This is a genomic window from Diaminobutyricimonas sp. LJ205, assembly GCF_009755725.1.
Taxonomy (GTDB): domain Bacteria; phylum Actinomycetota; class Actinomycetes; order Actinomycetales; family Microbacteriaceae; genus Ruicaihuangia.
This window is the reverse complement of sequence record NZ_CP046619.1, coordinates 1,113,782-1,138,308: the sequence shown is the minus strand read 5'-3', so window position 1 is coordinate 1,138,308 and position 24,527 is coordinate 1,113,782. Positions and strand designations below refer to the sequence as shown.

General features: G+C 66.7%; 25 protein-coding genes and 1 pseudogene. 3 read left to right on the top strand and 23 right to left on the bottom strand.

Going from position 1 to position 24,527, the window contains the following annotated elements; genetic code table 11:
- Positions 1-85: 85 nt before the first annotated feature.
- From argH to GO591_RS05375, 12 genes and pseudogenes are all read right to left on the bottom strand, one after another.
- Positions 86-1,487: pseudogene (gene argH / locus GO591_RS05430) on the bottom strand (argininosuccinate lyase).
- On the bottom strand, positions 1,480-2,421 hold the full coding sequence (argF, locus tag GO591_RS05425; protein ID WP_157155883.1) for an ornithine carbamoyltransferase: 942 nt from the start codon (positions 2,419-2,421) through the stop codon (positions 1,480-1,482). Before argF ends, argH begins: the two are co-directional and overlap by 8 nt.
- Positions 2,418-3,596, bottom strand: a complete 1,179-nt coding sequence (locus GO591_RS05420; RefSeq protein WP_157155882.1) for an acetylornithine transaminase — start codon at positions 3,594-3,596, stop codon at positions 2,418-2,420. Before GO591_RS05420 ends, argF begins: the two co-directional genes overlap by 4 nt.
- On the bottom strand, positions 3,593-4,474 hold the full coding sequence (argB, locus tag GO591_RS05415; RefSeq protein ID WP_157155881.1) for an acetylglutamate kinase: 882 nt from the start codon (positions 4,472-4,474) through the stop codon (positions 3,593-3,595). Before argB ends, GO591_RS05420 begins: the two co-directional genes overlap by 4 nt.
- A complete protein-coding gene (gene argJ, locus GO591_RS05410) occupies positions 4,471-5,622 on the bottom strand; it encodes a bifunctional glutamate N-acetyltransferase/amino-acid acetyltransferase ArgJ (protein ID WP_157155880.1) in 1,152 nt (383 codons plus the stop codon). Before argJ ends, argB begins: the two co-directional genes overlap by 4 nt.
- A complete protein-coding gene (gene argC, locus GO591_RS05405) occupies positions 5,619-6,665 on the bottom strand; it encodes an N-acetyl-gamma-glutamyl-phosphate reductase (RefSeq protein ID WP_157155879.1) in 1,047 nt (348 codons plus the stop codon). Before argC ends, argJ begins: the two co-directional genes overlap by 4 nt.
- Positions 6,666-6,870: 205 nt before the next feature.
- Positions 6,871-9,375 (bottom strand): phenylalanine--tRNA ligase subunit beta, encoded by a 2,505-nt coding sequence (gene pheT, locus GO591_RS05400; protein WP_157155878.1) that lies wholly within the window; start codon positions 9,373-9,375, stop codon positions 6,871-6,873.
- The gene (gene pheS / locus GO591_RS05395) at positions 9,375-10,415 is read right to left on the bottom strand and encodes a phenylalanine--tRNA ligase subunit alpha (RefSeq protein WP_157155877.1); all 1,041 of its coding nucleotides are present in this window, start codon (positions 10,413-10,415) and stop codon (positions 9,375-9,377) included. Before pheS ends, pheT begins: the two co-directional genes overlap by 1 nt.
- A gap of 22 nt (positions 10,416-10,437) precedes the next feature.
- The gene (locus GO591_RS05390) at positions 10,438-11,355 is read right to left on the bottom strand and encodes an amino acid ABC transporter permease (protein WP_157155876.1); all 918 of its coding nucleotides are present in this window, start codon (positions 11,353-11,355) and stop codon (positions 10,438-10,440) included.
- A complete protein-coding gene (locus GO591_RS05385) occupies positions 11,352-11,999 on the bottom strand; it encodes an amino acid ABC transporter permease (protein ID WP_157155875.1) in 648 nt (215 codons plus the stop codon). The genes GO591_RS05390 and GO591_RS05385 overlap by 4 nt, the downstream gene beginning before the upstream one ends.
- Positions 12,000-12,096: 97 nt before the next feature.
- The gene (locus tag GO591_RS05380) at positions 12,097-12,981 is read right to left on the bottom strand and encodes a glutamate ABC transporter substrate-binding protein (RefSeq protein WP_157155874.1); all 885 of its coding nucleotides are present in this window, start codon (positions 12,979-12,981) and stop codon (positions 12,097-12,099) included.
- A gap of 36 nt (positions 12,982-13,017) precedes the next feature.
- Complete coding sequence (locus GO591_RS05375; protein ID WP_157155873.1) at positions 13,018-13,755, bottom strand: amino acid ABC transporter ATP-binding protein; 738 nt, start codon at positions 13,753-13,755, stop codon at positions 13,018-13,020.
- Positions 13,756-13,973: 218 nt separating this feature from the next.
- Here GO591_RS05375 and GO591_RS05370 point away from each other — a divergent pair, with 218 nt between their 5' ends.
- Positions 13,974-15,038, top strand: a complete 1,065-nt coding sequence (locus GO591_RS05370; protein ID WP_157155872.1) for a 2,3-butanediol dehydrogenase — start codon at positions 13,974-13,976, stop codon at positions 15,036-15,038.
- Between the two features lie 88 nt (positions 15,039-15,126).
- Here GO591_RS05370 and GO591_RS05365 read toward each other — a convergent pair whose 3' ends face one another.
- The 4 genes from GO591_RS05365 to infC form a co-directional block, all read right to left on the bottom strand.
- A complete protein-coding gene (locus tag GO591_RS05365; RefSeq protein WP_157155871.1) occupies positions 15,127-15,936 on the bottom strand; it encodes a TrmH family RNA methyltransferase in 810 nt (269 codons plus the stop codon).
- Between the two features lie 66 nt (positions 15,937-16,002).
- Complete coding sequence (gene rplT / locus GO591_RS05360) at positions 16,003-16,395, bottom strand: 50S ribosomal protein L20 (protein WP_157155870.1); 393 nt, start codon at positions 16,393-16,395, stop codon at positions 16,003-16,005.
- A gap of 14 nt (positions 16,396-16,409) precedes the next feature.
- Positions 16,410-16,604 carry a 50S ribosomal protein L35 gene (rpmI, locus tag GO591_RS05355; protein WP_157155869.1) on the bottom strand — a complete coding sequence of 65 codons (195 nt, stop codon included), beginning with the start codon at positions 16,602-16,604 and terminating at the stop codon, positions 16,410-16,412.
- On the bottom strand, positions 16,597-17,190 hold the full coding sequence (gene infC, locus GO591_RS05350; protein ID WP_157157788.1) for a translation initiation factor IF-3: 594 nt from the start codon (positions 17,188-17,190) through the stop codon (positions 16,597-16,599). The genes rpmI and infC overlap by 8 nt, the downstream gene beginning before the upstream one ends.
- Before the next feature lie 248 nt (positions 17,191-17,438).
- On the opposite strand from infC, the gene GO591_RS05345 reads away from it, so the two are divergent.
- Positions 17,439-17,768, top strand: coding sequence for a DUF1844 domain-containing protein (locus GO591_RS05345; protein WP_157155868.1), 330 nt, complete (start codon positions 17,439-17,441; stop codon positions 17,766-17,768).
- A gap of 4 nt (positions 17,769-17,772) precedes the next feature.
- Here GO591_RS05345 and GO591_RS05340 read toward each other — a convergent pair whose 3' ends face one another.
- The 7 genes from GO591_RS05340 to GO591_RS05310 all read right to left on the bottom strand — a co-directional run bounded on the left by GO591_RS05340 (position 17,773) and on the right by GO591_RS05310 (position 23,560).
- Positions 17,773-19,194 carry a pyridoxal phosphate-dependent decarboxylase family protein gene (locus tag GO591_RS05340; protein WP_157155867.1) on the bottom strand — a complete coding sequence of 474 codons (1,422 nt, stop codon included), beginning with the start codon at positions 19,192-19,194 and terminating at the stop codon, positions 17,773-17,775.
- A gap of 68 nt (positions 19,195-19,262) precedes the next feature.
- Positions 19,263-20,024 (bottom strand): SseB family protein, encoded by a 762-nt coding sequence (locus tag GO591_RS05335; RefSeq protein WP_157155866.1) that lies wholly within the window; start codon positions 20,022-20,024, stop codon positions 19,263-19,265.
- A 5-nt stretch (positions 20,025-20,029) separates the two neighbouring features.
- Positions 20,030-20,779, bottom strand: a complete 750-nt coding sequence (gene priA / locus GO591_RS05330) for a bifunctional 1-(5-phosphoribosyl)-5-((5-phosphoribosylamino)methylideneamino)imidazole-4-carboxamide isomerase/phosphoribosylanthranilate isomerase PriA (RefSeq protein ID WP_157155865.1) — start codon at positions 20,777-20,779, stop codon at positions 20,030-20,032.
- A gap of 72 nt (positions 20,780-20,851) precedes the next feature.
- Positions 20,852-21,532: an imidazole glycerol phosphate synthase subunit HisH gene (gene hisH / locus GO591_RS05325; RefSeq protein WP_157155864.1), complete on the bottom strand. Its 681-nt coding sequence runs from the start codon at positions 21,530-21,532 to the stop codon at positions 20,852-20,854.
- Positions 21,489-22,097, bottom strand: coding sequence for an imidazoleglycerol-phosphate dehydratase HisB (hisB, locus tag GO591_RS05320; RefSeq protein ID WP_157155863.1), 609 nt, complete (start codon positions 22,095-22,097; stop codon positions 21,489-21,491). The genes hisH and hisB overlap by 44 nt, the downstream gene beginning before the upstream one ends.
- Positions 22,094-23,170 carry a histidinol-phosphate transaminase gene (locus GO591_RS05315; RefSeq protein ID WP_157155862.1) on the bottom strand — a complete coding sequence of 359 codons (1,077 nt, stop codon included), beginning with the start codon at positions 23,168-23,170 and terminating at the stop codon, positions 22,094-22,096. Before GO591_RS05315 ends, hisB begins: the two co-directional genes overlap by 4 nt.
- Positions 23,171-23,215: 45 nt before the next feature.
- Positions 23,216-23,560, bottom strand: a complete 345-nt coding sequence (locus tag GO591_RS05310; protein WP_157155861.1) for a LysM peptidoglycan-binding domain-containing protein — start codon at positions 23,558-23,560, stop codon at positions 23,216-23,218.
- Between the two features lie 244 nt (positions 23,561-23,804).
- Here GO591_RS05310 and lexA point away from each other — a divergent pair, with 244 nt between their 5' ends.
- On the top strand, positions 23,805-24,476 hold the full coding sequence (gene lexA, locus GO591_RS05305) for a transcriptional repressor LexA (RefSeq protein WP_157155860.1): 672 nt from the start codon (positions 23,805-23,807) through the stop codon (positions 24,474-24,476).
- The last annotated feature ends 51 nt before the right edge of the window (positions 24,477-24,527 follow it).

The window sequence follows — 24,527 nt, the reverse complement described above, 5'->3', positions numbered from 1 at the left end:
CCGCCTACTCGATCAAACCCTGTGCACTGGATGGTTTCGAGACGCGTCACTCGCTTCGCTCGCGGCGCTCCTCAACCACCGGCGATCAGGCGAGCGAGCGCACTCGCGCAGTCAGCGCTGCCAGCTGCTCGGCAACCCGTACCGGGGCGGTGCCTCCGCTGCCGGCGCGGCTGGCGATGGCGCCGTCGACGCTGAGTACCTCACGCACCGAACCGGTGAGTCGCGCGTCGATGGCGGCGTACTCGGCGTCGCTCGGTTCGTGCAGCTCAAGTCCGCGTTCCTCGCAGAAGCGCACCAGCGCACCGGAGATCTCGTGCGCCTCACGGAACGGCACATGCTGCTTGACCAGCCACTCGGCGACGTCGGTCGCCAGTGAGAAGCCCTGCGGCGCGAGCTCGGCCATCCGTTCGGTGTCGAACTTGAGGGTGGCGACCATGCCGGTGAAGGCGGGCAGCAGCACCTCGAGGGTTTCGACCGAGTCGAAGACCGGCTCCTTGTCTTCCTGCAGGTCGCGGTTGTAGGCGAGCGGCAGCCCCTTGAGCGTGGCCAGCAACCCGGTCAGGTTGCCGATCAGCCGACCCGACTTGCCGCGGGCGAGCTCGGCGATGTCGGGGTTCTTCTTCTGCGGCATGATGCTCGACCCGGTGGAGTAGGCATCATCCAGCCGGACGAATCCGAATTCCTTGGTGTTCCAGAGAATGATCTCCTCGGCGAACCGGGACAGGTCGATGCCCAGCTGCGCGGCCACGAATGCGAACTCGGCGACGACGTCGCGACTGGCGGTGGCATCGATGGAGTTCTCGGTGACCCCGGCCAGGCCCAGTTCCCGGGCGACAAGTTCGGGGTCAAGGCCCAGCGAGCTGCCAGCCAGGGCACCGGAACCGTACGGCGACAGCGAGGCCCGTGCCGCCCAGTCGCGCAGGCGCTCCAGGTTGCGGACCAGCGGCCACGCGTGCGCGAGCAGGTGGTGGGCCCAGCAGCACCGGCTGGGCATGCTGCAGGTGGGTGCGGCCCGGCATCGCAGCGGTCCCGGCAGCTTCGGCCTGCGCGGCGATGGCATCGATCAGGTCGATGACACGGTGGCGGATGACGGCGCCGTGGTCGAGCAGGTACATCCGCACGAGCGTGGCGATCTGGTCGTTGCGGCTGCGTCCCGCTCGGAGCTTGCCGCCGAGGTCGGCACCGACGATGCCGATCAGCGCCGCTTCCAGCGCGCCATGAACGTCCTCGTCGGACTCGCGCGCCGTGATCGCGCCGGATGCCACGGATGCCTCGAGCTCGTCGAGCCCGCTGAGCATCCGCTCGAGTTCCTCAGTGGTGAGGTAGCCGGCCGCGGCGAGCGCCTTGGCGTGGGCCCGGGACCCGGCGATGTCGTACGGGTAGAGCTGCCAGTCGAAGTGCGTCGACCGGCTCAGCGCAGCGAGCTCAGCCGACGGGCCGGACGCGAATCGTCCACCCCAGAGCGAGCCCTCGTTGGTGCTAGCCATTGGTCTTCGCGCCGTTCTGCTCGAGCAGCCAGACCATCAGCGCCTTCTGGGCATGCAACCGGTTCTCGGCCTCGTCCCAGATGACGCTCTGCTCGCCGTCGATCACGTCGGCGGTGACTTCGAAGCCGCGGTCGGCGGGCAGGCAGTGCATGAACAGTGCGTCGGTCGTGGCGAGGGCCATCAGGTCGGCGTCGACACGGTAGCCGCCGAAGGTCTCGAGTCGCTCGGCCTTCTCGCTTTCCTTGCCCATCGACACCCAGGTGTCGGTGACAATCACATCCGCGCCGGCCGCGGCCTGCTGCGGGTCGGTGAGGACGCTCACCGAGCCACCGGTCGACGCCGCGATCGCCGTCGCGTCAGCCACCACCGTGGCCGCCGGAGCGTATTCCGTGGGAGCTGCGACGCGCACGTGCATGCCCGCGGTGGCGCCCGCGAGCAGGTAGGACTGCGCCATGTTGGAGGCGCCGTCGCCGAGGAACGCGACGGTCAGCCCCTGCAGCGTGCCCTTGTGCTCCCGGATGGTGAGCAGGTCGGAGAGCAACTGGCAGGGGTGGAAGTCATCGCTCAGCGCGTTGATCACCGGCACCGTGGTGTTCGCGGCCATCTCCTCGAGGCCGGCCTGGCCGTAGGTTCGCCAGACAATGGCAGACACCATCCGCTCGAGCACCCGCGCGGTGTCGGACGGGGTCTCTTTCCCGCCCAACTGGCTGGACTCGGTGCTGATGATCAGCGGGCTGCCGCCGAGGTCGGCGATGCCGACGGCGAAGCTCACCCGTGTACGCGTCGACGACTTGTCGAAGATCACCGCCACCGTCTGCGGGCCGTCGAGCGGCTTGCGGGAGTATCGATCGGCCTTCAGTTCGAGCGCCAGATCAAGGATCGCGGTCTGCTCGGCTGGGGTCAGGTCGTCGTCGCGCAATAGGTGACGGGTCATTCGGCTGCCTCCAGGGCTCGGGTGAAGATGTCGGTGAAGATTTCGATCTCGGCGTCGCCGATGATCAGGGGCGGCGCGATGCGCACGCTGGACTCGTTGGCAGCGTTCACGATCAGTCCGAGCTCCAGCGCCTTGTCCACGGTGGCGTGGGCGACGGGGCGGGTAAGCCCGACCCCAAGCAGCAAACCTCGGCCGCGAACCTCATGGATCAGCGGGTGGCCGATGCCGAGGATCGCTTCGCGCAACTGCTGCCCTCGGCGCGCGGCGTTCTCAACCAGTCCGGCGTCCTCGATCTCGCCGAGCACCGCGTTCGCGGCGGCGGTCGCCAGCGGGTTGCCGCCGAAGGTGCTGCCGTGCTGGCCCAGGCTGAACAGGTCGGACGCGGCACCGAAGGTGACCAGCGCGCCGATCGGGACGCCGCCGCCGATCCCTTTCGCGACGGTGATCGCGTCGGGCACGATGTCATGCGCCTGGTAGGCGAACCAGGTGCCGGTGCGGCCGGCTCCGGTTTGAATTTCGTCGACGATCAGCAGGGCGTCGTGTTCGTGGGTGATCTCCCGGGCACGGCGGATGAAGTCGGCGGGCAGTTCTACGACGCCTGCCTCACCCTGGATCAGTTCGACCACCAGCGCGGCGATCGGGCGCGTGTCAGCGAACGCGGTCTCAAGCGCCTGCACGGTCGCCTCGATGTGCTCGACGCCGGGCAGCATCGGTTCGAACGGTTCCCGAAGCTGCGGCTTCGCGGTCAGCGCGAGGGATCCCATGGTGCGTCCGTGGAACCCGTTGTGAAGTGCCAGGATGCGACCGCTCTGGTTCTTCCGGCGGGCCAGCTTGATCGCCGCCTCGTTCGCTTCTGCTCCAGAGTTGCCGAAGTACACCCGGCCCCTCTCGCCCGCGCCGGTGATCCGCCGCAGCCGCTCGGCAAGCGCGATCTGCGGCTCGGTGGCGAAATAGTTGGAGACGTGGATGAGGTTCGAAGCCTGAGCCGTGATGGTGTCCACCAGCACCGGATGGCTGTGACCGAGCGAGTTGACCGCGATCCCGGCGAGGAAGTCGAGGTACATCATGTGGTCGGTGTCCCACACGTAGCAGCCCTGGCCGCGCACGAGTTGACGGAGCGGCCGCGGTGCCGACTTCATCATGACGTCGGCGAACCGATCCTGGTACTGGGTCATACGGGTACTACCTCGGTTCCGATACCACTGGTGGTGAACACTTCGAGCAGGATGGAGTGCGGCTGCCGTCCGTCGATGATGGCGGCCTTGGGCACGCCCTGCTCGACGGCGTCCAGGCAGGCGGTCATCTTGGGGATCATTCCGGACTCAAGCGAGGGCAGCAGCTCACGCAATTCGTCGGTGTCGATCACCGAGATCAGCGAGTCGCGGTTCGGCCAGTCGCGGTAGAGCCCGGCGACATCCGTCAGGATCACGAGTTTGGCTGCACCGATCGCGGCCGCCAGGGCCGCAGCGGCCGCGTCGGCGTTGACGTTGAGCGAGCTTCCGGGTTGGTCGATGTCGGGAGCGATCGTCGAGACGACCGGGATCCGGCCAGCGTCCAGTTCCGCCAGCACGCCCTCGGGATTCACCTCGACGACGTCGCCGACCTGGCCGATGTCAACGAGTTCGCCGTCAATGAGCGCACCGCGCTTGCGGCCCTGGAACAGTCCGGCGTCTTCTCCGGCGATGCCGGAGGCGAGCGGGCCGTGCTCGTTGATCAGGCCGACGATCTCGCGGCTGACCTGGCCGGTGAGCACCATCCGCACCACATCCATCGCCTCAGGCGAGGTCACCCGGTAGCCGCCCTTGAACTCGCTCGGGATGCCGAGACGGTCAAGCATCGACGAGATCTGCGGGCCGCCGCCGTGCACGACGACCGGCTTGATGCCGGCGTAGCGCAGGTAGACCATGTCTTCGGCAAACGCGCGCTTGAGATCTTCGTCGACCATGGCGTTGCCGCCGAACTTCACCACGATGGTCTCGCCGTGGAAGCGTTTCAGCCACGGCAGGCTCTCGATCAGGGTTGCGGCTTTGGCCGCGGCATCCGACTCGGTCATGAGCTGTACGCGCTGTTCTCGTGCACGTACTCGTGAGTGAGATCGTTGGTGAGAATCGTCGCGGTCTCGGTGCCCGCCTTGAGGTCGATGTGCACGTGCACGGTGCGACCACTCAGGTCGACCTGGTCGCGAGGCTGGTCGGGCGCGCCCGCGTGGCAGACTCGCACGCCGTTCATCGAGACATCCACCTGATACGGATCGAACTCCGCCTGGGTGGTGCCGATCGCGGCGAGCACCCGGCCCCAGTTCGGATCGTTGCCGAAGACCGCGGTCTTGAACAGGTTGTTCCGGGCGACCGAGCGGCCCACCTCAACGGCGTCGTCTTCGCTGGCGGCGTTCACAACCTCGATCAGGATGTCGTGACTCGCCCCTTCGGCGTCGGCCATCAGCTGCGTCGCGAGGTCAAGGCAGAGTTCGGTGAGCGCAGCCTGGAAGGCGGCGGCGTCTGGCGCGATTCCGGATGCCCCGGACGCAAGCAGCGTCACCTGGTCGTTGGTCGAGGTGCAGCCGTCGGAGTCGAGACGGTCGAAGCTCATCCGGGTCGCCTGCCGCAGAGCGGTGTCGAGGGCCACCGAGTCGAGGTCGGCGTCGGTCGTGATCACGACCAGCATCGTGGCCAGCGCGGGCGCGAGCATCCCGGCGCCCTTGGCGATCCCGCCGATCGACCAGCCCTCGCGTTCGACGACAGCGGTCTTCGGCACGGTGTCGGTGGTCATGATGGCTTTCGCGGCGTCCTCGCCGCCCTTGGGCGACAGGCTGGCAACCGCGAAGCGCACCCCTCCGAGGATTTTGTCGAGGTCGAGCTGCTCGCCGATCAAACCGGTGGAGCAGACCAGCACGTCGCCAGCGGAGACGCCGAGCCGCTCGGCGACGCCCTCGGCGGTGGCGTGCGTGGTCTGGAAACCCTGCGCCCCGGTGAAGCAGTTCGCGCCGCCGGAGTTCAGCACGATCGCTTCGACCACACCGTCGCTGATCGCCTGCTTGGACCACAGGATCGGGTTCGCCTGGGCACGGTTGCTCGTGAACACCGCCGCCGCGGCCTTGCTCGGCCCGTCATTGACGATGAGCGCGAGGTCGCGTCCGCCGCTCAACTTGAGGCCGGCGGTGACGCCCGCGGCACGGAACCCCTTCGGGGTTGTGATGGTCACGGGGCGACTCCATTCAGAGGCAGGCCGGTCGCCTCGGGCAGGCCGAGGGCGAGATTCATGGACTGGATGGCGGCGCCCGCTGTGCCCTTGACCAGATTGTCGATCGCGCTGACCACGACGACTCGCCCTGCCGCCTCATCGACGGCGATGCCGACCAGCACGGTGTTGGCGCCGAGCACATCGGCGGTCTTCGGGAACTGGCCCTCGGGCAGCACATGCACGAACGCCTCGTTCGCGTAGGCGCTCTCCCATGCGGCCCGCACGTCGGAGGCGGAGACGCCGTCGCGCAGCTTCGCCGTCGAGGTGGCAAGGATGCCGCGACTCATCGGCACGAGCACCGGAGTGAACGAGATGCTCACGTCCGCTCCCCCGGCTGCGGTGAGGTTCTGCCGGATCTCGGGGTTGTGCCGGTGGGTGCCACCGACCGCGTACGGGGACGCCGATCCGTGGATCTCGCTGGCCAGCAGGTGCGTCTTCAGGCTCTTGCCGGCGCCGGAGGTGCCGACCGCGAGTACCGCGACGAGGTCGTCGGGCTCGATCACGCCGGCGGCGATCCCGGGGGCAAGCCCCAGGGTGATCGCGGTGACGTTGCAGCCGGGCACGGCGATGCGCTTCGCACCGGCGAGCCGCTCACGCTGCTGACCACCATTCTGAAGCAGCAGTTCGGGCAGCCCGTAAGTCCAGGCGCCGTAGAACTCGCCACCGTAGAACTTCGCCCAGTCGGCTTCGTTCGTCAGCCGGTGGTCGGCGCCGCAGTCGATGACGAGACTGTCGTCGCCGAGGTGCTCGGTGAGTTCCCCCGACATGCCGTGCGGCAGGGCGACGAAGACGACATCATGCCCGGACAGGTTCTCGGGGGTGGTCTCGACGAGCGTGAGATGGGCCAGCGAACGCAGGTGCGGTTGCACCTGAATCAGCGGCTGGCCGGCGTTGGAGTGTGCGGTGACAGTGGTGACGGTCACATCGGGGTGGTCGGCGAGCAGCCGCAGCAGCTCGCCCCCCGCATAGCCGCTGGCACCGGCAACGGCAACGGAAAGAGGCATGTCTCAACCTTAAGGATCACAAGCGGACGGTCGACCGGAGGCGGCGACGCGGCAATCCGGCTGACGAATCAGCGGTGCGACGTCGCCGAGAGTCGGCGTACGCGAAGAACACGACGGCGGAGGCGTCGGAGTTCGGCTTCGCGGGAGTTGTCCACCCGGAAACACTATCGCCCGACATCCGCTCCGGAAAAATTCATGCCTCGGCTCACTCGCGAATGGTGGCGCCGAACCGCTCCCCCGCCAGAGCCGCGCCCGCGAGCTTCGCCTCGCTGGCCTCGGCCGCCGTCAGGGTGCGATCGGATGCCCGGAACCGCAGCGCGAACGTCAACGACTTGCTGTCATCGGTGACCCCGGTGCCGCGGTAGTCGTCCACCAGCCGGATGTCCTCGAGCAGCCCGCCGGCTCCCTCGGCGACCGCGTCGAGCACCTCACCGGCGGGAACCGAACGCGAGACGACCAACGAGAGGTCTTGGGTCGCTGCCGGGAAGCCGGAGATCACGGAGGTCTGCACCTCGGTCGCCCCGGCCTCGATCAGCGCATCGAGGTTGAGTTCGAGCACGGCGACCACGCGCGGCAGGTCGAGTTCCTCGGCCAGCGCCGGCAACAGCTCTCCCGCCACGCCCACGACGGTGTCGCCCGCGAAGATCTCTGCGGTGCGACCCGGGTGCATCGCCGGGTGGTTGCCCTGCTCGATCCGGATCGTCACGCCGAGGGCGGCCGCGAGCTGCTGGGCGACCGTGACGGCGTCGGCGATGCCGGTGCCGACCGGACGGATGCCGGGCTGCTTGACGATCTGGTCGCCGAGCAGCAATGCGCCGACGCTCCAACGCTGCGGCGGGATACTGTCGTTCAGCTCGGCGAGCCGGGCTTCCCCCGGGTGCGCGTTGCCGACCGGCAGGGGCCCGCTGCCGTACTCACGGCCGGCCTCGGGCAGGAACACGGTGCCGATCTCGAACAGCGCCAGGTCGGTGAGGCCGCGGGACAGATTTCGGCGCGCGGTATCGACCAGGCCGGGCAAGAGGGTGCGACGCAGGTACGGCACCTCGGCGTCCAGCGGGTTGGCGAGCTTCACTGCGGGGGCATCCCCCGAGAACCGGCGGTGCGCGGTCTCGGACAGGAACGGGTACACCTGTACCTCGGTGAGACCGTTGGCGGCGAGCATCTGCGCCGCAGCCCGGCGCAGCTTCTGGGCGCGGGTGTGCCCACGCCCGGGAGGTGCGACCGGCAGCACCGACGGCACCCGGTCGTACCCGACGATGCGGGCGACTTCCTCGGCGAGGGTGGGCTCGTCGGAGAGGTCGGGCCGCCAGCTCGGCGGTGTGACTGACAGTCCGCCGTCGACGGGCACGACGGTGGTGCCGATCGCCTCGAGCGAGCTCTTGATCTCATCGTCGGTGTAGGAAGCACCCATGATGCGGTCGACGAAGCCGTCACGCAGCAGGATCGGCTGCGGCTTCGCGGCGGTGTGCAGCACCGAGCCGGTCGGCTCGGCCGTGCCACCGGCCAGCTCGACCAGCAGTTCGACCACGCGGGCGGCGGCGGCCTCGGCGACCAGTGGGTCGGCGCCACGCTCGAAGCGCTTGGAGGCCTCGCTCGGCAGCTTGTGCCTGCGGGCGGTGCGGGCGATCGACACCGGGTCGAAGTTGGCCGCCTCAATCAGCACGTTGGTGGTGGCATCCGACATCTCTGTGGTCGCCCCGCCCATGACCCCGGCCAGTCCGATCGGGCCGGAGTCGTCGGTGATCAGCAGGTCCTCGGTGCTCAGCGTGCGGGTCTGAGCATCCAGCGTGGTGAGCTTCTCCCCCGGGTTCGCCCGCCGCACGGTGATGCCGCCGGTGAGCTTGTCGAGGTCGTAGCCGTGGATCGGCTGGCCGAGTTCGAGCATCACGTAGTTGGTCACGTCGATCGGCAGCGACAGGGACCGGATGCCGGCCAGCTTCAGCCGTGACACCATCCACGCCGGGGTGCGGCGGGTGGCGTCGATGCCGGTCACGACACGGGTGACGAACACCTGGCAGCCGATCCGGTCGCGGATCGGCGCCTGGTCGGCGACCGTGACCGGGAAGGACCGGGTCATCGGCGCCTCGCAGAGTTCGCGGATCGCCGGGGTGGCCGCCGGGTCGCGGAAGGCCGCGCCTGTGGAGTTCGCGTACTCGCGGCCGATGCCGCGGATCGACAGCGCGTAGCCGCGGTCGGGGGTGACGTTCACCTCGAACGCGTAGTCGTCGAGGCCGAGCAACGGCAGCGCGTCGGTGCCGGGCTCAGGGTCGAGGCCGAGTTCGGTCAGGCGCAGGATGCCGGTGTGTTCCTCGCCGAGGCCGAGCTCACGGGCCGATGCGATCATGCCGTCGCTCACGTGGCCGTAGGTCTTGCGGGCGGCGATCGGGAAGGGCCCCGGCAGCACTGCGCCGGGCAGGGTGACCACGACCTTGTCGCCGACGAGGAAGTTGTGCGCGCCGCAGACGACGCTGCGGACACCACCGTTCGCTTCGCCGACGTTCAACTGGACCCAGCGGATGGTCTTGCCGTTCGACTGCGGTTCGTCGACGAACTCGAGAACCTCGCCGACCACGATCGGGCCGCTCAGTTCGCTGCGATGCACCGCTTCCTCTTCGAGGCCGACGCGCACGAGCGCGGCCTGGATGTCCTCGGCGGTCGCGTCCGCGGGGATGTCGACAACCTCACGAAGCCACGAGACTGGGACGCGCATCAGACCACCATTCCGAACTGCTGCGAGAAGCGGATGTCGCCCTCGACCATGTCGCGCATATCGTTCATGTCGTTGCGGAACTGCAGCGTGCGCTCGATGCCCATTCCGAAGGCGAAGCCCTGGTATTCGTCCGGGTCGATGCCGGCCGCGCGCAGCACGTTCCGGTTGACCATGCCGCAGCCGCCCCACTCGACCCACCGGGCGCCACCCTTGGCGTTCGGCTGCCAGACATCCATCTCGGCGCTCGGCTCGGTGAACGGGAAGTAGTTCGGGCGCAGGCGGATCTTGGCGTCCTCGCCGAACATCGACCGGGCGAGGTGCTCGAGCGTGCCGCGCAGGTGCGCCATGGTGAGGCCCTTGTCGATGGCGATGCCCTCGATCTGGTTGAACACCGGGGTGTGCGTGGCATCCAGCTCGTCGCTGCGGTACACGCGGCCCGGCGCAACGATGTAAACCGGCAGCTCGCGGCCGAGCAGCGAGCGAACCTGCACGGGCGAGGTGTGCGTGCGCATCAGCAGGTGCTTCTCGACCGGGTCGACGAAGAAGGTGTCCTGGGTGGCGCGCGCCGGGTGATCCTCGTCGAAGTTCAGCGCGTCGAAGTTGAACCACTCGTTCTCAAGCTCGGGGCCCTCGGCGACCTCCCAGCCCATGCCGACGAAGACGTCCGCCATCTCTTCCATGAGCAGGGTGAGCGGATGCCGCGCGCCTGGCGTCCAGCGGGAGGCGAGAGCCGTGACATCCACCGCTTCGGCGGCCAGCCTGGCGGTCTCCTCCTGGGCAGTGATCTCGGCCTCGCGGGTGGCGAAGGCCTGGTTCACCCGACCGCGTGCCTGCCCGACCAGCTTGCCGAGTGCGGCCTTCTGGTCGTTCGGCACGTCGCGGAGCTGGGCGTTGAAGCGCACCAGCGGCGACGAGTCACCGAGGTGCGCTGAACGCACGTCCTTGAGGGCGGCAGAGTCCGTTGCTGCGGCGATCGCGGCTAAGGCGGACTCGACGGCCGCTGAGACGGCCTGGTCAGAGATTGGAGTCGGTTCTGGCACGAGGCCCAAGTTTAGTCGGGGCTCAGAGACCGGGCTGCGCCTCACCGGTCGCGCTGGGCATCGTGATCGCTTGCGTGCCTTCAACACCCGCGACGCGAGGTCCCGGTCCGGCCGCCTTGCCGAGCTTCGGCCCGGTGCGTTTGGCCACGAACCGAGCAAACCACGACAGGGTGAGGTTCATGATCAGGTAGATGCCCAAGGCGACGAAGAACAGCGAGAAGAAGTAGCGGTTGCCGTAGAAGTTCGCGAGGAACTGGGTCGCGTTCCGCAGCAACTCGGGGTAGCCGACGATGTAGGCGAGCGCGGTGTCCTTCAGCAGCACGACCAGCTGCGCGAGGATGATCGGCAGCATCTGCCTGAACGCCTGCGGGAACTCGATCCGGAATCGGGTCTCAAGCGGGGTGAGTCCGATCGACAGCCCTGCCTCGCGCTGTCCCTTGGGCAGCGACTGGATTCCGGCGCGCAGGGCCTCACCGATGATCGCGCCGTTGTAGACCGCGAGCGCCCAGACGCCGGCCCAGTAGGCACCGGTAGCGAACACCAGCAGGATGAACAGCATCATCAGCAGCACCGGCATGCCGCGGAAGAATTCGAGGATCACGGTGACCGGCACGCGAATCCATTGACGTGCGGCAGCGCGTCCGAAGGAGAACAGGATGCCGATGATGATCGCGAAGACCGCCGCGACTGCGAACATCCGCAGGGTCGCGAGCACACCCTCTCCCAGGAACCGCCAGACCTGCACGTCGAGGAAGATGTCCCAGCGGCTGGGATCCCACATTCCAGGTTGGACGGAGCCGTTCGCGGAAACGCGCGGCTGGCCGAGCGTGAAGATAAGCCAGACCAAGCCGCCGACGATGAGCACGGCACCGACGATCGAAATGAGCACCGACCGCCGCTTGGCGCGGGGCCCGGGGGCGTCATAGAGCACGGAGGTCATCGCAGCACCGCCACCTTCTTCTCGATGCGACCGGCGATGAGGCCGAGCGGAACAGTGATCACGAGATACAGCAGCGCCGCAGCCAGAAGGATCGGCACGACCTCGTCGCCGCGGTCGTTGGACGCGGTGCGGGCGACGTTGAAGATTTCGACGACGAAGAATGCGCCAGCGACCGACGTGTTCTTGGTCAGCGCGATGAACACGTTGATGAGCGGTGGAATGACCATACGGATCGCCTGCGGCATGACAATGAGGCTGAGCACCTGGCCGAAGCCGAGACCGATACTTCGCGCAGCCTCCGCCTGGCCGACTGGCACGCCGTTCACGCCGGAACGAATCGCCTCAGCCACGAAGGGCGAGGTGTACGCCGTGAGGCCGATGAGAGCGAGGTTGTAGTACGCGAGGTCGACTTCAAGGTAAGGAAGGACGAACGCGCAGAAGAACAGGATGAGGGTGAGCGGGATGTTGCGAAACAGCTCGGTGTACGCCGTCGCGAACACCCGCAACGACGCCACCGGTGAGATCCGCAACGCCGCAATGATCACTCCGATGACGAGAGCGCCGAGTCCCGAGTACACGAGGAGGCTGAGCGTGACTAGGAATGCCTGGCCGAACTCCGGCAGATATTCAATGACCGCGTCCATCGGCACCTCCTCTTCTGTTGTTGAGTGCGTGGTGTTGCGTGCTGGCGGATGGCCCGCCCGGGTGTTGCGAGCGGGCCATCCGTTCAGTGTTGATTACTTAGTAGCGGTCGACTGCCGGCGGTTCCGGCAGGTCGAGCACCTTGCCCGCGGTGGCTTCCCACGCGGATTCCCAACGGCCGTCTTCGTAGGCAGCCTCGAGGGTGTCGTTGATGAAGTTGCGGAACGCGTCGTCGCCCTTTTCAAGGCCGATGCCGTAGGGCTCAGCGGTGAACGGGGCACCCACGACCTCGAACTCGCCAGGGTTCTGGTCGGCGAGACCCGCCAAGATCACGTTGTCGGTGGTGACGGCGACGACCTCACCGTTGCGCAGCGGCTCGAGGCACGCCGAGTAGGTTTCGGCGGTGAGGATCTGGCCCTCAGCGGTCGCGTGTTCGGCGATGTTGGTGGCCGAGGTGGAACCGGTGACGGTGCAGACCTTCTTGTCGGGGTTCTCGGTGAAGAACTCCGGGCCCTCGATGCCTTCGGCATTGCCCTCGAGCACGAGCAGGTCCTGACCGGCTTCGTAGTAGGGGCCTGCGAAGTCGATGACTTCCTTGCGGGTGTCGTTGATCGTGTACGTCGCGACAACGATGTCGACCTGGCCGTTCTGGATGAACGGCTCGCGGTTCGCGGACACGGTCTCGACCCACTCGATGTCGTCGGCGGCGATGCCCAGCTCCGCGGCAATGATCTTGCCGATTTCGACGTCGAAACCGACCGGGGTACCGTCCGGGCCAACCAGGCCGAACAACGGCTGGTCGAACTTGGTGCCGATGGTGATCGAGCCCGCCTCATTGAGCTCGGCCATCGTGGTGCCCGCTTCGAACTCGACGTCTTCGACCTCAGGCTCGGCGCTGGGCGCGCCCGAGTCGGTACAAGCGGCAAGCGTCAGCATGCTGGCCGCGGCGATTGCTGAAATCACGAGACCCTTTTTGAGTCGCATGGTTCCCTCCTTGGTGCTGTGGTGATCACCCACCGGTTAGTGGGTGAGGATTTTCGAGAGGAAGTCCTTCGCTCTCGGAGACTGAGGGTTGGTGAAGAAGGTTTCAGGGGTTGCTTCTTCCACGATCTCGCCGTCTGCCATGAACAGCACGCGGTTCGCGGCCTTGCGGGCGAAGCCCATCTCGTGCGTGACGACCACCATGGTCATGCCCTCGTGGGCAAGGCCGATCATGACCTCGAGCACCTCGTTGATCATCTCCGGGTCGAGCGCCGAAGTCGGCTCGTCAAGCAGGATGAGCTTGGGGTCCATCGCCAGCGATCGGGCAATGGCGACGCGCTGCTGCTGACCACCGGAGAGTTGCGACGGCATCTTCTTCGCCTGGTTGGCGACGCCGACCCGGTCAAGCAGTTCCATCGCCCGCTTGTCGGCATCGGCCTTGGACATGTTCCGCACCCGGCGCGGGCCGAGGGTGATGTTCTCGAGCACGGTCTTGTGCGCGAACAGGTTGAACGACTGGAAGACCATCCCGACATCGGCACGCAACTTGGCGAGACCGGAGCCCTCGGCGGGCAGCTTCTTGCCGTCGATCGTGATCGTTCCCGAGTCGATGGTCTCGAGCCGGTTGATCGCGCGGCAGAGGGTGGATTTGCCGGAGCCACTTGGGCCGATCACGACGACGACTTCGCCCTTGTTGACGGTCGTTGTGATGTTCTTCAGAACATGTAGTTCGCCGTAATGCTTGTTGACGCTGTCGATGACGACGAGTGGTTCCATGCTGATTACATTCCCATGTTCGGCTGATATGGGTCAAACCGTGGCGCGCTTCGTAACAAATCCTTAACTTGCGAGTCGTCCTCGGTTGCAGCTCCGTCGCTGCCCTGCTGTTGAGAGTACTGGTAGTGAGTGGCCGAACGGCGTCGTTGAAGGAATCTTCAGAACCGCGACCTACGGTTGAGGCACCCACAAGGTACCCGCAGGAAAGGAAGTACGTAATGAAGGCCGCCATGTACTACGGCAAGGAAGACATCCGAGTCGAGGAGGTGGAAGAGCCCACGCTGCGACCTGGGACGGTGAAGATCGCCCCAGCTTTCAACGGCATCTGCGGCAGCGACCTGCACCTCTTCCACGAGGGACCGATGCCTCCGGCGCCTACGCTCGACTCCCCGCATCCGCTGTCAGGCGAGACACTGCCCGTGGTGCTCGGTCACGAGTTCTCCGGTGTCGTCGAGGAGATCGGCGAGGGCGTCGAGGGCATCAATGTCGGCGACTCGGTTGTTGTCGAGCCGCTCATGGTCGACGGCACCTGTGCCGCCTGCAAGGCAGGCAAGTACAACCTCTGCGAGCAGATGGGCTTCATCGGCATCTCCGGTCTCGGCGGCGGTCTCAGCGAGCACATCGTCGTCGAGCAGCGCTGGGTGCACCCGGTCGGCGATATGCCGCTCGACCAGGCTGCGATGATTGAGCCGCTTTCGGTGGCGCTGCACGCGGTGAAGCACGCGGGCGCAACCGCGGGCCAGGTCGCCGTGGTTGGCGGTGCCGGACCGATCGGCCTGCTCGTGGCTGCCGTGCTCAAGGCCAAGGGCGTGAAGACGATCGTCAGCGAGGTTTCGAAGGCACGCCGCGAGAAGGCCGCGTCGGCCGGCGTCGCGGATGTCGTGGTCGATCCCTCGACCGAGGACCTCAAGGCCATCGTCGCCGAGCAGAGCGGCGGCGCGGGCGCTGACCTGGCGTTCGACGCTGCCGGTGTCGGCGTCGTCGTGCACCAACTGCTCGAGGTGCTGGGCGCCGGCGGTCGTCTCGAGGTCGTCGCCATCCACACGAAGCCCGTCGAGATCAACATCGCCGGCGAACTCACCTTCGGCGACCGCGAACTCGGCAGCTCCATCGGCTACGCGAACGACCACGCTGAGGCGATCGAGCTGGTGCAGAGCGGCAAGGTCAACCTGGCGCCGTTCATCACGTCGAAGATCACGGTCGACGACATCATCGAACAGGGCTTCCAGCGCCTGATCACCAACAAGGACAACGAGGTGAAGATCCTCGTCTCGATGAGCTGACCCGATTCGTTGGTCGAGCTTGTCGAGACCGAGGTCTCGACAAGCTCGACCAGCGGAGAGCAGGCTCGACCAGCGGCAGCGGAACCGGCTACTCAGCCTGCGTGCGCTGCGCGAAGGCGCTCTCGTAGAGGCATACCGAGGCGGCGGTGGCGAGGTTCATCGACTCGGCCTTGCCGTAGATCGGCACGCTGATTGCCCGGTCTGCCAAAGCGAAGTGCTCGTCGGAAAGCCCACGCGCCTCGTTGCCGAACAACCAGGCGGTGGGCTGGTCAAGTACGCCTGCGGTCCTTGCGGCCAGGAGGTCGTCGCCCTTGATATCGGCGGCGAGGATCTGGATTCCGGCCTGCCGGGCACGCTCGAGAACGGACTCGAGGTCGGGGCTGATGGCGACGGGCATGTGGAACAAGGACCCGGTCGTCGACCGCACCACCTTGGGGTTGTACACGTCAACCGTGCGGCCGGTGAAGATCACGCCATCCGCGCCGGCAGCATCCGCTGCCCTGATGATCGTGCCTGCGTTGCCCGGATCCCGCACCTCTTCGAGGATTGCGATGAGCTTCGGGCCGCTCTTGAAGATGTCGCGAACGGATGTCGGGAACTGCCGACAGACCGCGACGATGCCTTGCGGAGTGACGGTGTCGGCCATCGTGGCGAGCACCTGCTCCGAGACGATCTCGACGTCGACGCCGCCGTCAACGGCTGCTTGTGCGATGTCGGTGTACCGCTCGATCGCGGCCTCGGTGGCGTACAACTCGACGAGCAACTCGTAGTGATAGGCGAGCGCCTCGGCGACGGCCTGGGGCCCTTCCAGCAGGAACAGCCCGGTCTTCGAGCGCGCGTCGCGCTTGGCTAGTTTTGCCACCCCTCGCACGCGCGGCGAGCGGGGGTTATCGATCATGGGCTCAGTCTAGTAACGAGAAGACCCCCTACCGCCGGAGCGACAGGGGGTCTTCTTGAAGAGTGCTTACGCTGCAGCGTCAGCCTTCGGAGCCGACGTGTCGGCCGGAAGCGCCTTCTTCGCAGTCTGCACCAGAGCCGCGAAGGTCTCGGGGTTGTTGACCGCGAGGTCGGCGAGGATGCGACGGTCGACCTCGACACCAGCCAGGCTCAGGCCCTGGATGAGACGGTTGTAAGTCATACCGTTCGCACGCGCCGCGGCGTTGATGCGCTGGATCCAGAGGCGACGGAACTCGCCCTTCTTGGCCCGGCGGTCACGGTAGCTGTAAACCAGCGAGTGAGTGACCTGCTCCTTGGCCTTGCGGTACAGGCGCGACCGCTGACCGCGGTAGCCCTCGGCCCGCTCAAGAATAACGCGACGCTTCTTGGCGGCGTTGACCGCCCTCTTTACTCTTGCCATTTGTCTTTAATCCCTTACTTGCCGAGAAGCTTCTTGATCGACTTGACGTCGGCCGGAGCGATGACCTGGTCCGCGTTCAAACGACGCTTGCGGTCGGTCGACTTGACCTCCAGGTTGTGGCGCATGCCGGCCTGCTGCTTCATGATCTTGCCGGATCCGGTCAACTTGAAGCGCTTCTTGGCGCCGGAGTGCGTCTTCTGCTTAGGCATTCTCTTCCTCTGCTGTCTCTGTGTCGTGTGCCTTATCACTGGCACGCTTCGCGTTAGCCTCCGCCTTTGCGTCCGCCTTGTTCTTCAGCGGGCCAATGACCATGACCATGTTTCGACCGTCAATGGTGGGGTTCGATTCAACCGTTCCGAACTCCGCGACATCTTCGGCAAATTTCTGGAGCAAGCGCACACCCTGGTCGGGGCGGGACTGCTCGCGCCCGCGGAAGAGGATCATGGCTTTGACCTTGTCGCCGCCCTTGAGGAATCCCTCTGCGCGCTTGCGCTTTGTTTCGTAGTCGTGCTTGTCGATCTTGAGGCGGAACCGAACCTCCTTGAGGATGGTGTTCGCCTGGTTGCGCCGGGCATCCTTCGCCTTCTGCGCAGCCTCGTACTTGAACTTGCCGTAATCCATGATCTTGGCAACCGGCGGCTTGGAGTTGGGGGCAACTTCCACCAGGTCAAGGTCGGCCTCCTGCGCCAGGCGCAGGGCTACCTCGATCTTGACCACGCCGACCTGTTCGCCAGCCGGTCCTACGAGGCGGACCTCGGGGACGCGGATACGGTCGTTCGTTCTGGGATCGCTAATACGTATCTCCTCGTTCTACGAAAACACCGAGCCGGAATCCGACGGGTGCCGGAAACCACGAGAGGAAAGATACACGCGCACAGCGGCGCTCACACCCTTTAGCTGCCTGCCTGCTCCTTTCGGTGCGGACCGGCGGGGTGTAACTACCCGGTAACCTTATGTAGCGGTCAAGCGCGGGTGGGAGAATCTCCACTTTCGTACCGGGGAGAAGCCCCGGAGCCCGCACAAGACTAGCAGAGGAATGAAGAATGAGCGAGCCTGACGAGATCCGCGACATTGCCGAAGTACCAGCCGTCGAGGTCATCAACACCGTCAGCATCCACCTGCTCAGCGCCGCAGCGGTGAAGTGCGGCCTGGCCGAGGAGGGCGACGCTGCCACGGATCTGGATGAGGCTCGCAAGCTGATCACCGCTCTCGCTGGGCTGGTCACGGCCTCCGCGCCGTTCCTCGGCGACCACCACGCGCTGGCGCTCCGCGACGGGCTGCGCACGGTGCAGTTGGCGTTCCGTGAGGCGTCGCCGTTCCCGGACGAGCCCGGCAAGGGACCCGGTGAGAAGTACACCGGGCCGGTCAACTAGCGGGCTAGCCTTCCCACTTCGCGAGTGCGCGCCGTACGGCGTCGACGGTCAACTCGACCTGCTGGGCATCCGTCGCCCAATTGCTGACCGAGAAACGCAGGATCGCCCGATCGTGCCATCTCGACGGCGAGGCAAAGACCAGGCCCTCGTCGCGCAACAACTGGCCAACGCCGATCGTCGTGGCGTCGTCGCGCAGGGCAAGGCAAACCTGGGTGAAGACGACCTCGTTCAGGACCTTCGCTCCCGGCAGAGTACGGAATCCCTCGGCGAGCCCTGCAGCACCGTCGGCGAGGCGCTCGACCAGCTTGGTCACCCCAGAACGTCCGAGCCAGCGCAGTGCCGCCCACACCGGCACGCCACGGGCACGCCGGGAGAGCTCCGGGACCAGGTCGTACGGATTGGCGCCATCTTCCGCAGTGGCCAAGTAGCTGGCTTCGACGCCGAACGCCGCGGCCAGCGCCTCCGGGTGGGCAACGATTGCCACTCCGCAGTCGTAGGGCACGTTGAGAGTCTTGTGCGCGTCGGTCGCCCACGAGTCGGCACGCCGGAACCCGTCCACCAGTGAATCGAACCGGGGTGAGGCGGCCGCCCAGAGCCCGAAGGCACCATCGATATGCGCCCACGCCTGCCGTTGGTGGGCGATCTCAATGCCGCCGAGGAAGTCGTCGAACGACCCGGAGTGCACGTTGCCGGCCTGCAGGCACACGATCGTCGGCCCGTCGACGTCGGCCAGGTGATCGGCAAGCAGGTCGACCCGGATCCTGCCCTGCGCATCGGACGGGATCACCATCGGGGCGCCGAGGCCGAGGTAGCGCCCGGCCAGGTCGACAGCACTGTGGCGTTCCTGCCCGACGACGAAGTTGATGTGGGGAGCCCCGAAGAGGCCGTCACGGTTGACGTCCCACCCCGCGTTCGCCAGCACGTGGTGCCTGGCCGCGGACAGTCCGACGAAGCTGGCTACGGTTGCGCCGGTGACGAAGCCGACCGCGCAACCAGCTGGCAGCCCCAACACCTCGAGGACCCACTCCCCCGCGATCTCTTCGGCGGCGACTACTCCCGGGGTGACCGAGCGCATACCCGCGTTCTGGTCCCAGGAACTGACGAGCCAGTCGGCCGCGAGCGCCACCGGGTGCGTTCCGCCCATGACCCAGCCGTAGAACCGCGGCGACTGGATGGCCATCAGGCCCGGCTCAACGCCCGCTACCAGTTTCTCGATCACGCGTGCGGCGTCATGCCCGTTGTCGGGAAGGCTCCTGCCCAGCGCGTTCTTGGCTTCCTCGATCCCGGAGTGCGGTGGAACCGGCCGATCCGGCACGCCGTCCAGCCAGCGTTTGGCGCGCTCGGCCGTGCTCTCGAGAAGTGGCCCGTATTGCCAGTGGCTCAGTTCGCCGCCTGAAGCGGCTTCATCGACCGTCGTTTCACGCATGGGAGCACCTGCATTCTGCACACGTCGGGCATGCTGGCTCCGATTGTCCTCCCGCCCCCGAAGGGGTGTCAATCGTGCGCGGATGCCACCAACTGCAGTGCCAGGGAATCCACCTTGGTCGCGATGACCTCGTCTGCCGCCCAGCGTGAGGCAAGGCGTGACAGGGTGGCGTCGAGCGCGGGCTTCGCCAGCCCGTCAATCAGGGCAAGGCGCACGGTGAGCTCCGGGCCGGCCAGGGTTCCCGCCGGATCGCCGGAGGCGAGCTGGATGTCGGTGACCGCCGGTTCCTCGCTGACGCTGGCGCGCATCGCGGCGACCACCTCGGGGTTCAGGTGGCTCGGCAGCCACGGCTGCGACTGCGCGATGGCCCACAGCGCCGGCCTGCGCAGCACGAACTCGGTGTCCGACAGCGGGTCGAGCACGACCAGGTCGGTTTGCTCGTGCGCTGCGGCAAGAGCGACGCGCATCCCGTCGGCTGGCACCGGCCGGGCATCCGGATTCCATCTGCTCATTGCCGTCACCGATGAGAACACCGGGAGCACATTGCGGCCGTCCGGTCCGGCGACGGTCACGATCGAGAGTTCCTGGCTCTTGTCGATCAGGTGTCCGTGCTCGTTCTCGCCGGCCTCACCGAGGTGGGCGACGAGCGGGATGAGCAGCCGCGAGTCGCGGAAGGCATCAACGACGACGGAGGCGTCGGCGCTGCCCTCGTGGAACCGGCGGAGCGCCTCGATCAGCGCCGGGGGCGCGGAACCATCATCGGCGGCGTGCACGTTCTGCTCGAAGTGCCGCCCTTCCCAGGGAACGCCCGCTGAGTCGGCGAGAGCCATCAGCCTCAGCTGCCGGCGACGTCGAGCGCCTCGGCCAGGGTGAACTCCTTGGCGTAGAGCGCCTTGCCGACGATGGCTCCCTCGAGTCCGTGCGGCACAAGTTCGCGCAGCGCGGCAATGTCATCGAGGCTGGAGATGCCGCCTGAGGCGATCACCGGCTTGTCAGTGCGGTCGAGCACCTGCTGCAGCAGCTCGATGTTTGGTCCCTGAAGGGTGCCGTCCTTGGTGACGTCGGTGACGACGTAACGGCTGCAGCCGGCGAGCTCGAGGCGGTCCATGACATGCCAGATGTCGCCGCCTTCCTTCGTCCAGCCGCGAGCGGCGAGCGTGGTGCCGCGCACGTCCAGGCCGACGGCGATTGCCTCGCCGTACTCGGAGATGACGTGGGCTGCCCACTCCGGGTTCTCGAGCGCCGCGGTGCCGAGGTTGATGCGCTTGGCGCCGGTGGCGAGCGCGGCCTCAAGGCTGGCGTCGTCGCGGATCCCGCCGGACAGTTCAATGTTCACGTGCTTCGGGATGCTCTTGATCACCCGCTTGATGACATTGCGGTTGTTGCCACGGCCGAAGGCGGCGTCGAGGTCGACGAGGTGGATCCACTCGGCGCCCTGGGCGACCCATTCTTCGGCGGCATCCGCCGGCTCTCCGTAGTTGGTTTCACTGCCGGCCGCGCCCTGGGTGAGGCGGACCGCTTTTCCATCTGCCACATCGACCGCCGGCAGCAAGGTAAGGGCCGGGGTCGTGTTGAACTCGCTCATGATGTCCTTGATCTCAGGAGGTTGTGCCTTCGGGCACAAATACAGAATCGTACTCCAGTACGCGGAAGAGGCTTACAGGCTGCGCAGCCAGTTGCTCAGGAGCCGGATGCCGGGCTCGCCGGACTTCTCCGGGTGGAACTGGGTGGCCGACAGCGGCCCATTCTCGACGGCGGCCAGGAACCGGCTGCCGTGTTCCGCCCAGGTGAGTTTCGCCTGCGGAAACGGCGGTTCGATCTCGAGGGTCCACTCCGGTGTGCCATACGAGTGGACGAAGTAGAAACGCTCATTCTGGATACCGTCGAAGAGCACGGAGTCCTCCGCGGCCTCGACCGTGTTCCAACCCATGTGTGGCAGCACCTCGGATTGGAGCTGGGTGACCGTTCCCGGCCACTCGCCGAGACCCTCAGTGTCGGTTCCGCGTTCGACGCCGCGTTCGAAGAGCACCTGCATGCCGACGCAGATGCCGAGCACCGGGCGACCGCCGGCCAGCCGGCGATCGATGAGCTCGTCGCCGCGCACGGCCCGCAGCTGCTGCATGACGGCGGCGAACGCGCCGACGCCGGGGACGAGCAGACCGTCGGCCTCGGCGACCTTCTGCCGGTCGGCGGTCACGTCGACGCGGGCGCCTGCTGCTTCCAGGGCCTTCGCCGCGGAATGGATGTTGCCCGAGCCGTAGTCAAGGACGACGACGGATGGTGTGGTCACTTGGTTACAGAGCACCCTTGGTTGACGGGATCCCGCTGACGCGGGCATCGGAGGCCACAGCCTGCCGGAAGGCGCGTGCGAACGCCTTGAACTCGGCTTCGGCGATGTGGTGGGGGTCACGACCGGCGAGCACCGTGAGGTGCACGGTCAGGCCGGCGTTGAGGGCGATGGCCTCGAACACGTGCCGAACCATCGAACCGGTGAAGTGACCGCCGATCAGGTGGTGTTCGAAGCCGGCGGGTTCACCGGTGTGCACGAGGTACGGCCGTCCGGAGATGTCGACGACGGCGCGAGCGAGGGCGTCATCGAGCGGCACGTGGGCATCGCCGTAGCGGGAAATCCCGGCCTTGTCGCCGACAGCTTCCTTGATCGCCTTGCCGAGCGAGATGCCAATGTCCTCGACCGTGTGGTGCACGTCGATTTCAATGTCGCCCTTGGCCTTGATGGTCAAATCGACGAGGGAGTGCTTCGCGAAGGCGGTGAGCATGTGGTCGAAGAACGGGACCGTCGTGCTGATGGCACTGACCCCGGTTCCGTCGAGGTTCAAGTCCAGTTCGATGCTCGACTCACTGGTCTCGCGTGTGATCCGCGAGACGCGGGGCTGTGCACTCATGCTTCGATCCTAGCCATCGCCTCGAGGAACGCCGTCGTCTCGGCTTCGGTGCCGGCGCTGACCCGGAGGTGGCCGTCGATGCCGAGGTCACGGATGATGATGTCCTGCGCAAGCAGGGTCTCGAAGAGTTCGTTGGGGTTGGCGACCCCGCCGAACAGCACGAAGTTCGACCAGCTGCGGTACGTCTTATAGCCGAGCCGCCGAAGCTCGGTGATGATCCGGTCGCGCTGGGCCTTGATGTCCTCGACCATCGCGAGCATCTCGTCGGCGTGCGCGAGCGCGGCGATCGCAGCGGCCTGGGTGAGCGCGGACAGGTGGTAGGGCAGGCGCACCAGCCGCAGCGCGTCGGCGATGGCGGGATCCGCGGCCAGGTAGCCGACTCGGGCGCCGGCGAAGGCGAACGCCTTGCTCATCGTGCGGGACACGATCAGGCGTGGCCGGCCCGGCAGCAGTGTGAGGGCGGTCGGCTGGTCGGCGGGCGCGAACTCGGCGTAGGCCTCGTCGACGACGACAATGCCGTCCGTCGCGTCATAGGCGGCGGCGATGGTGTCGAGTGAGACCGGAGTGCCCGTCGGGTTGTTCGGGGAACAGAAGAAGACCAGGTCCGGCCGCTCGGCCTCGACCGCAGCCACCGCGGTCGCTGCCGACAGTTCGAAGTCGGCGTCGCGCGGCCCGGCGACCCAGCGTGTTCCGGTGCCCGCAGCCAGGATCGAGTGCATCGAGTAGGTGGGTGGGAAGCCAAGGACGCTTCGTCCGGGACCACCGAAGGCCTGGAGGATCTGTTGCAGGACCTCGTTCGATCCGTTCGCCGCCCAGATGTTCGAGCGGTCGAGGCCGTGTCCGAGGTACCCGGCGAGGCTGTCGCGCAGGTCGGTGAATTCACGGTCCGGGTAGCGGTTCAGCCCACGGACGACCGCGGTGATCCGCGCGACGATCTCCTCTGCCACGTCGTCGGGCATCGGATGGGTGTTCTCGTTGACGTTCAGCCGAATTGACACGCTCTTCTGCGGAGCGCCGTAGGGCGACTGTCCGCGCAGGTCATCACGAATGGGCAGGTCAGCAAGAGAAGTCACCAACCTATTTTAGAGGCGTGCTCCTGAGCGCGGTTACGGGTGTCGTCAGTGACTGTAGGCGGACGGCAGCGCGAGGCGCAGCCCCGGGTGCACGTCGGCGGTGCTCACCTGGTTGAGCGAGAGGATGTCGGAGATGACGTCCCGCGGGTCGGCGTCGGGCGCGATCGACTCGGCGAGGCCCCACAGCGATTCGCCGGCCTGGATGGTGACGTACTCGAAGGACGCGGCGCTGCGGTCCGAGGTTGCGGTTGCTCCCCCGCCGTTGAGCGAGGTGAAGAGCACGCCGAGCACGAGCGGCAGGGAGACGAGACCGGTGATCACGATGCGGCCGCGGCGGGTGAGGCGCAGCCGGGTGCGGACGGGAGCAGGGGCCAGGGTGATGGTGCTCATGAGTATTACCTCCTTGAGGGTTTCGCATCCGGTGCTCGGCCGGGAGCCACCGGATGCGAAGCTGTGTTCCGAACATACATTCGAAAGAATCGCGGCGTCAAGGGACAATCTGCCCCTAATGCCACGACACTCTCGAATGCATGTTTGTTTCCACGGTGTTTGTGGATACAGTTTCGAGTGTCTGGAGACAGACAATCAGGGACCACCGACATTGCAGGTCGATGGCCGTGCGGAGGGGAGACCGATGGACGAGAAGGCTGAGCCCGAGCGCCGCACACGGCGCCGGAAGAACCTGAGCGAGAAGCAGCTCGCGATCCTTGATGTGATCCAGCGCTCGGTCTCCCAGCGCGGCTATCCGCCGAGCATGCGCGAGATCGGTGACGCAGTTGGCCTGTCCTCGTTGTCGAGCGTCACGCATCAGCTGAACCAGCTTGAGCTCAGCGGATACCTGCGGCGCGACCCGAACCGCCCCCGGGCGCTCGAGATCCTGATCGACCTCCCCGCGATCGAGGATTCGTCCGAGACATCCGCACCGGTGGGCGACGCGGCGATGGTTCCGATGGTCGGACGTATTGCCGCTGGCATCCCGATCACCGCCGAGCAGCAGATCGAAGAGGTCTTCCCGCTGCCTCGGCAGCTGGTCGGCAAGGGCGACCTGTTCATCCTCAAGGTCGTTGGCGACTCGATGATCGACGCCGCCATCTGCGACGGCGACTGGGTTGTCGTTCGACAGCAGAAGACCGCGGAGAACGGTGACATCGTCGCTGCGATGCTGGACTCCGAGGCTACGGTCAAGGTGTTCCGTCAGCGTGACGGGCATACCTGGCTGCTCCCCCGCAACTCGAACTTCGAACCGATCCTGGGTGATTTCGCCGAGGTGCTCGGCAAGGTCGTGGCGGTCCTGCGCACGATCTGACCGCCGGCACCCATTGCGCGAGGCGTGAGACCGCCTCTAGTGTGAGCCCAT

Bases quoted from the DNA above. Each gene is read 5' to 3' on its own strand.
- argF (WP_157155883.1), bottom strand. From the start codon at position 2,421: ATGACCCGTCACCTATTGCGCGACGACGACCTGACCCCAGCCGAGCAG.
- GO591_RS05420 (WP_157155882.1), bottom strand. From the start codon at position 3,596: ATGACCCAGTACCAGGATCGGTTCGCCGACGTCATGATGAAGTCGGCA.
- argB (WP_157155881.1), bottom strand. From the start codon at position 4,474: ATGACCGAGTCGGATGCCGCGGCCAAAGCCGCAACCCTGATCGAGAGC.
- argC (WP_157155879.1), bottom strand. From the start codon at position 6,665: ATGCCTCTTTCCGTTGCCGTTGCCGGTGCCAGCGGCTATGCGGGGGGC.
- pheT (WP_157155878.1), bottom strand. From the start codon at position 9,375: ATGCGCGTCCCAGTCTCGTGGCTTCGTGAGGTTGTCGACATCCCCGCG.
- GO591_RS05390 (WP_157155876.1), bottom strand. From the start codon at position 11,355: ATGACCTCCGTGCTCTATGACGCCCCCGGGCCCCGCGCCAAGCGGCGG.
- GO591_RS05385 (WP_157155875.1), bottom strand. From the start codon at position 11,999: ATGGACGCGGTCATTGAATATCTGCCGGAGTTCGGCCAGGCATTCCTA.
- GO591_RS05380 (WP_157155874.1), bottom strand. From the start codon at position 12,981: ATGCGACTCAAAAAGGGTCTCGTGATTTCAGCAATCGCCGCGGCCAGC.
- GO591_RS05375 (WP_157155873.1), bottom strand. From the start codon at position 13,755: ATGGAACCACTCGTCGTCATCGACAGCGTCAACAAGCATTACGGCGAA.
- GO591_RS05370 (WP_157155872.1), top strand. From the start codon at position 13,974: ATGAAGGCCGCCATGTACTACGGCAAGGAAGACATCCGAGTCGAGGAG.
- GO591_RS05365 (WP_157155871.1), bottom strand. From the start codon at position 15,936: ATGATCGATAACCCCCGCTCGCCGCGCGTGCGAGGGGTGGCAAAACTA.
- rplT (WP_157155870.1), bottom strand. From the start codon at position 16,395: ATGGCAAGAGTAAAGAGGGCGGTCAACGCCGCCAAGAAGCGTCGCGTT.
- rpmI (WP_157155869.1), bottom strand. From the start codon at position 16,604: ATGCCTAAGCAGAAGACGCACTCCGGCGCCAAGAAGCGCTTCAAGTTG.
- GO591_RS05345 (WP_157155868.1), top strand. From the start codon at position 17,439: ATGAGCGAGCCTGACGAGATCCGCGACATTGCCGAAGTACCAGCCGTC.
- GO591_RS05340 (WP_157155867.1), bottom strand. From the start codon at position 19,194: ATGCGTGAAACGACGGTCGATGAAGCCGCTTCAGGCGGCGAACTGAGC.
- GO591_RS05335 (WP_157155866.1), bottom strand. From the start codon at position 20,024: ATGGCTCTCGCCGACTCAGCGGGCGTTCCCTGGGAAGGGCGGCACTTC.
- priA (WP_157155865.1), bottom strand. From the start codon at position 20,779: ATGAGCGAGTTCAACACGACCCCGGCCCTTACCTTGCTGCCGGCGGTC.
- hisH (WP_157155864.1), bottom strand. From the start codon at position 21,532: ATGCCCGCGTCAGCGGGATCCCGTCAACCAAGGGTGCTCTGTAACCAA.
- hisB (WP_157155863.1), bottom strand. From the start codon at position 22,097: ATGAGTGCACAGCCCCGCGTCTCGCGGATCACACGCGAGACCAGTGAG.
- GO591_RS05310 (WP_157155861.1), bottom strand. From the start codon at position 23,560: ATGAGCACCATCACCCTGGCCCCTGCTCCCGTCCGCACCCGGCTGCGC.
- lexA (WP_157155860.1), top strand. From the start codon at position 23,805: ATGGACGAGAAGGCTGAGCCCGAGCGCCGCACACGGCGCCGGAAGAAC.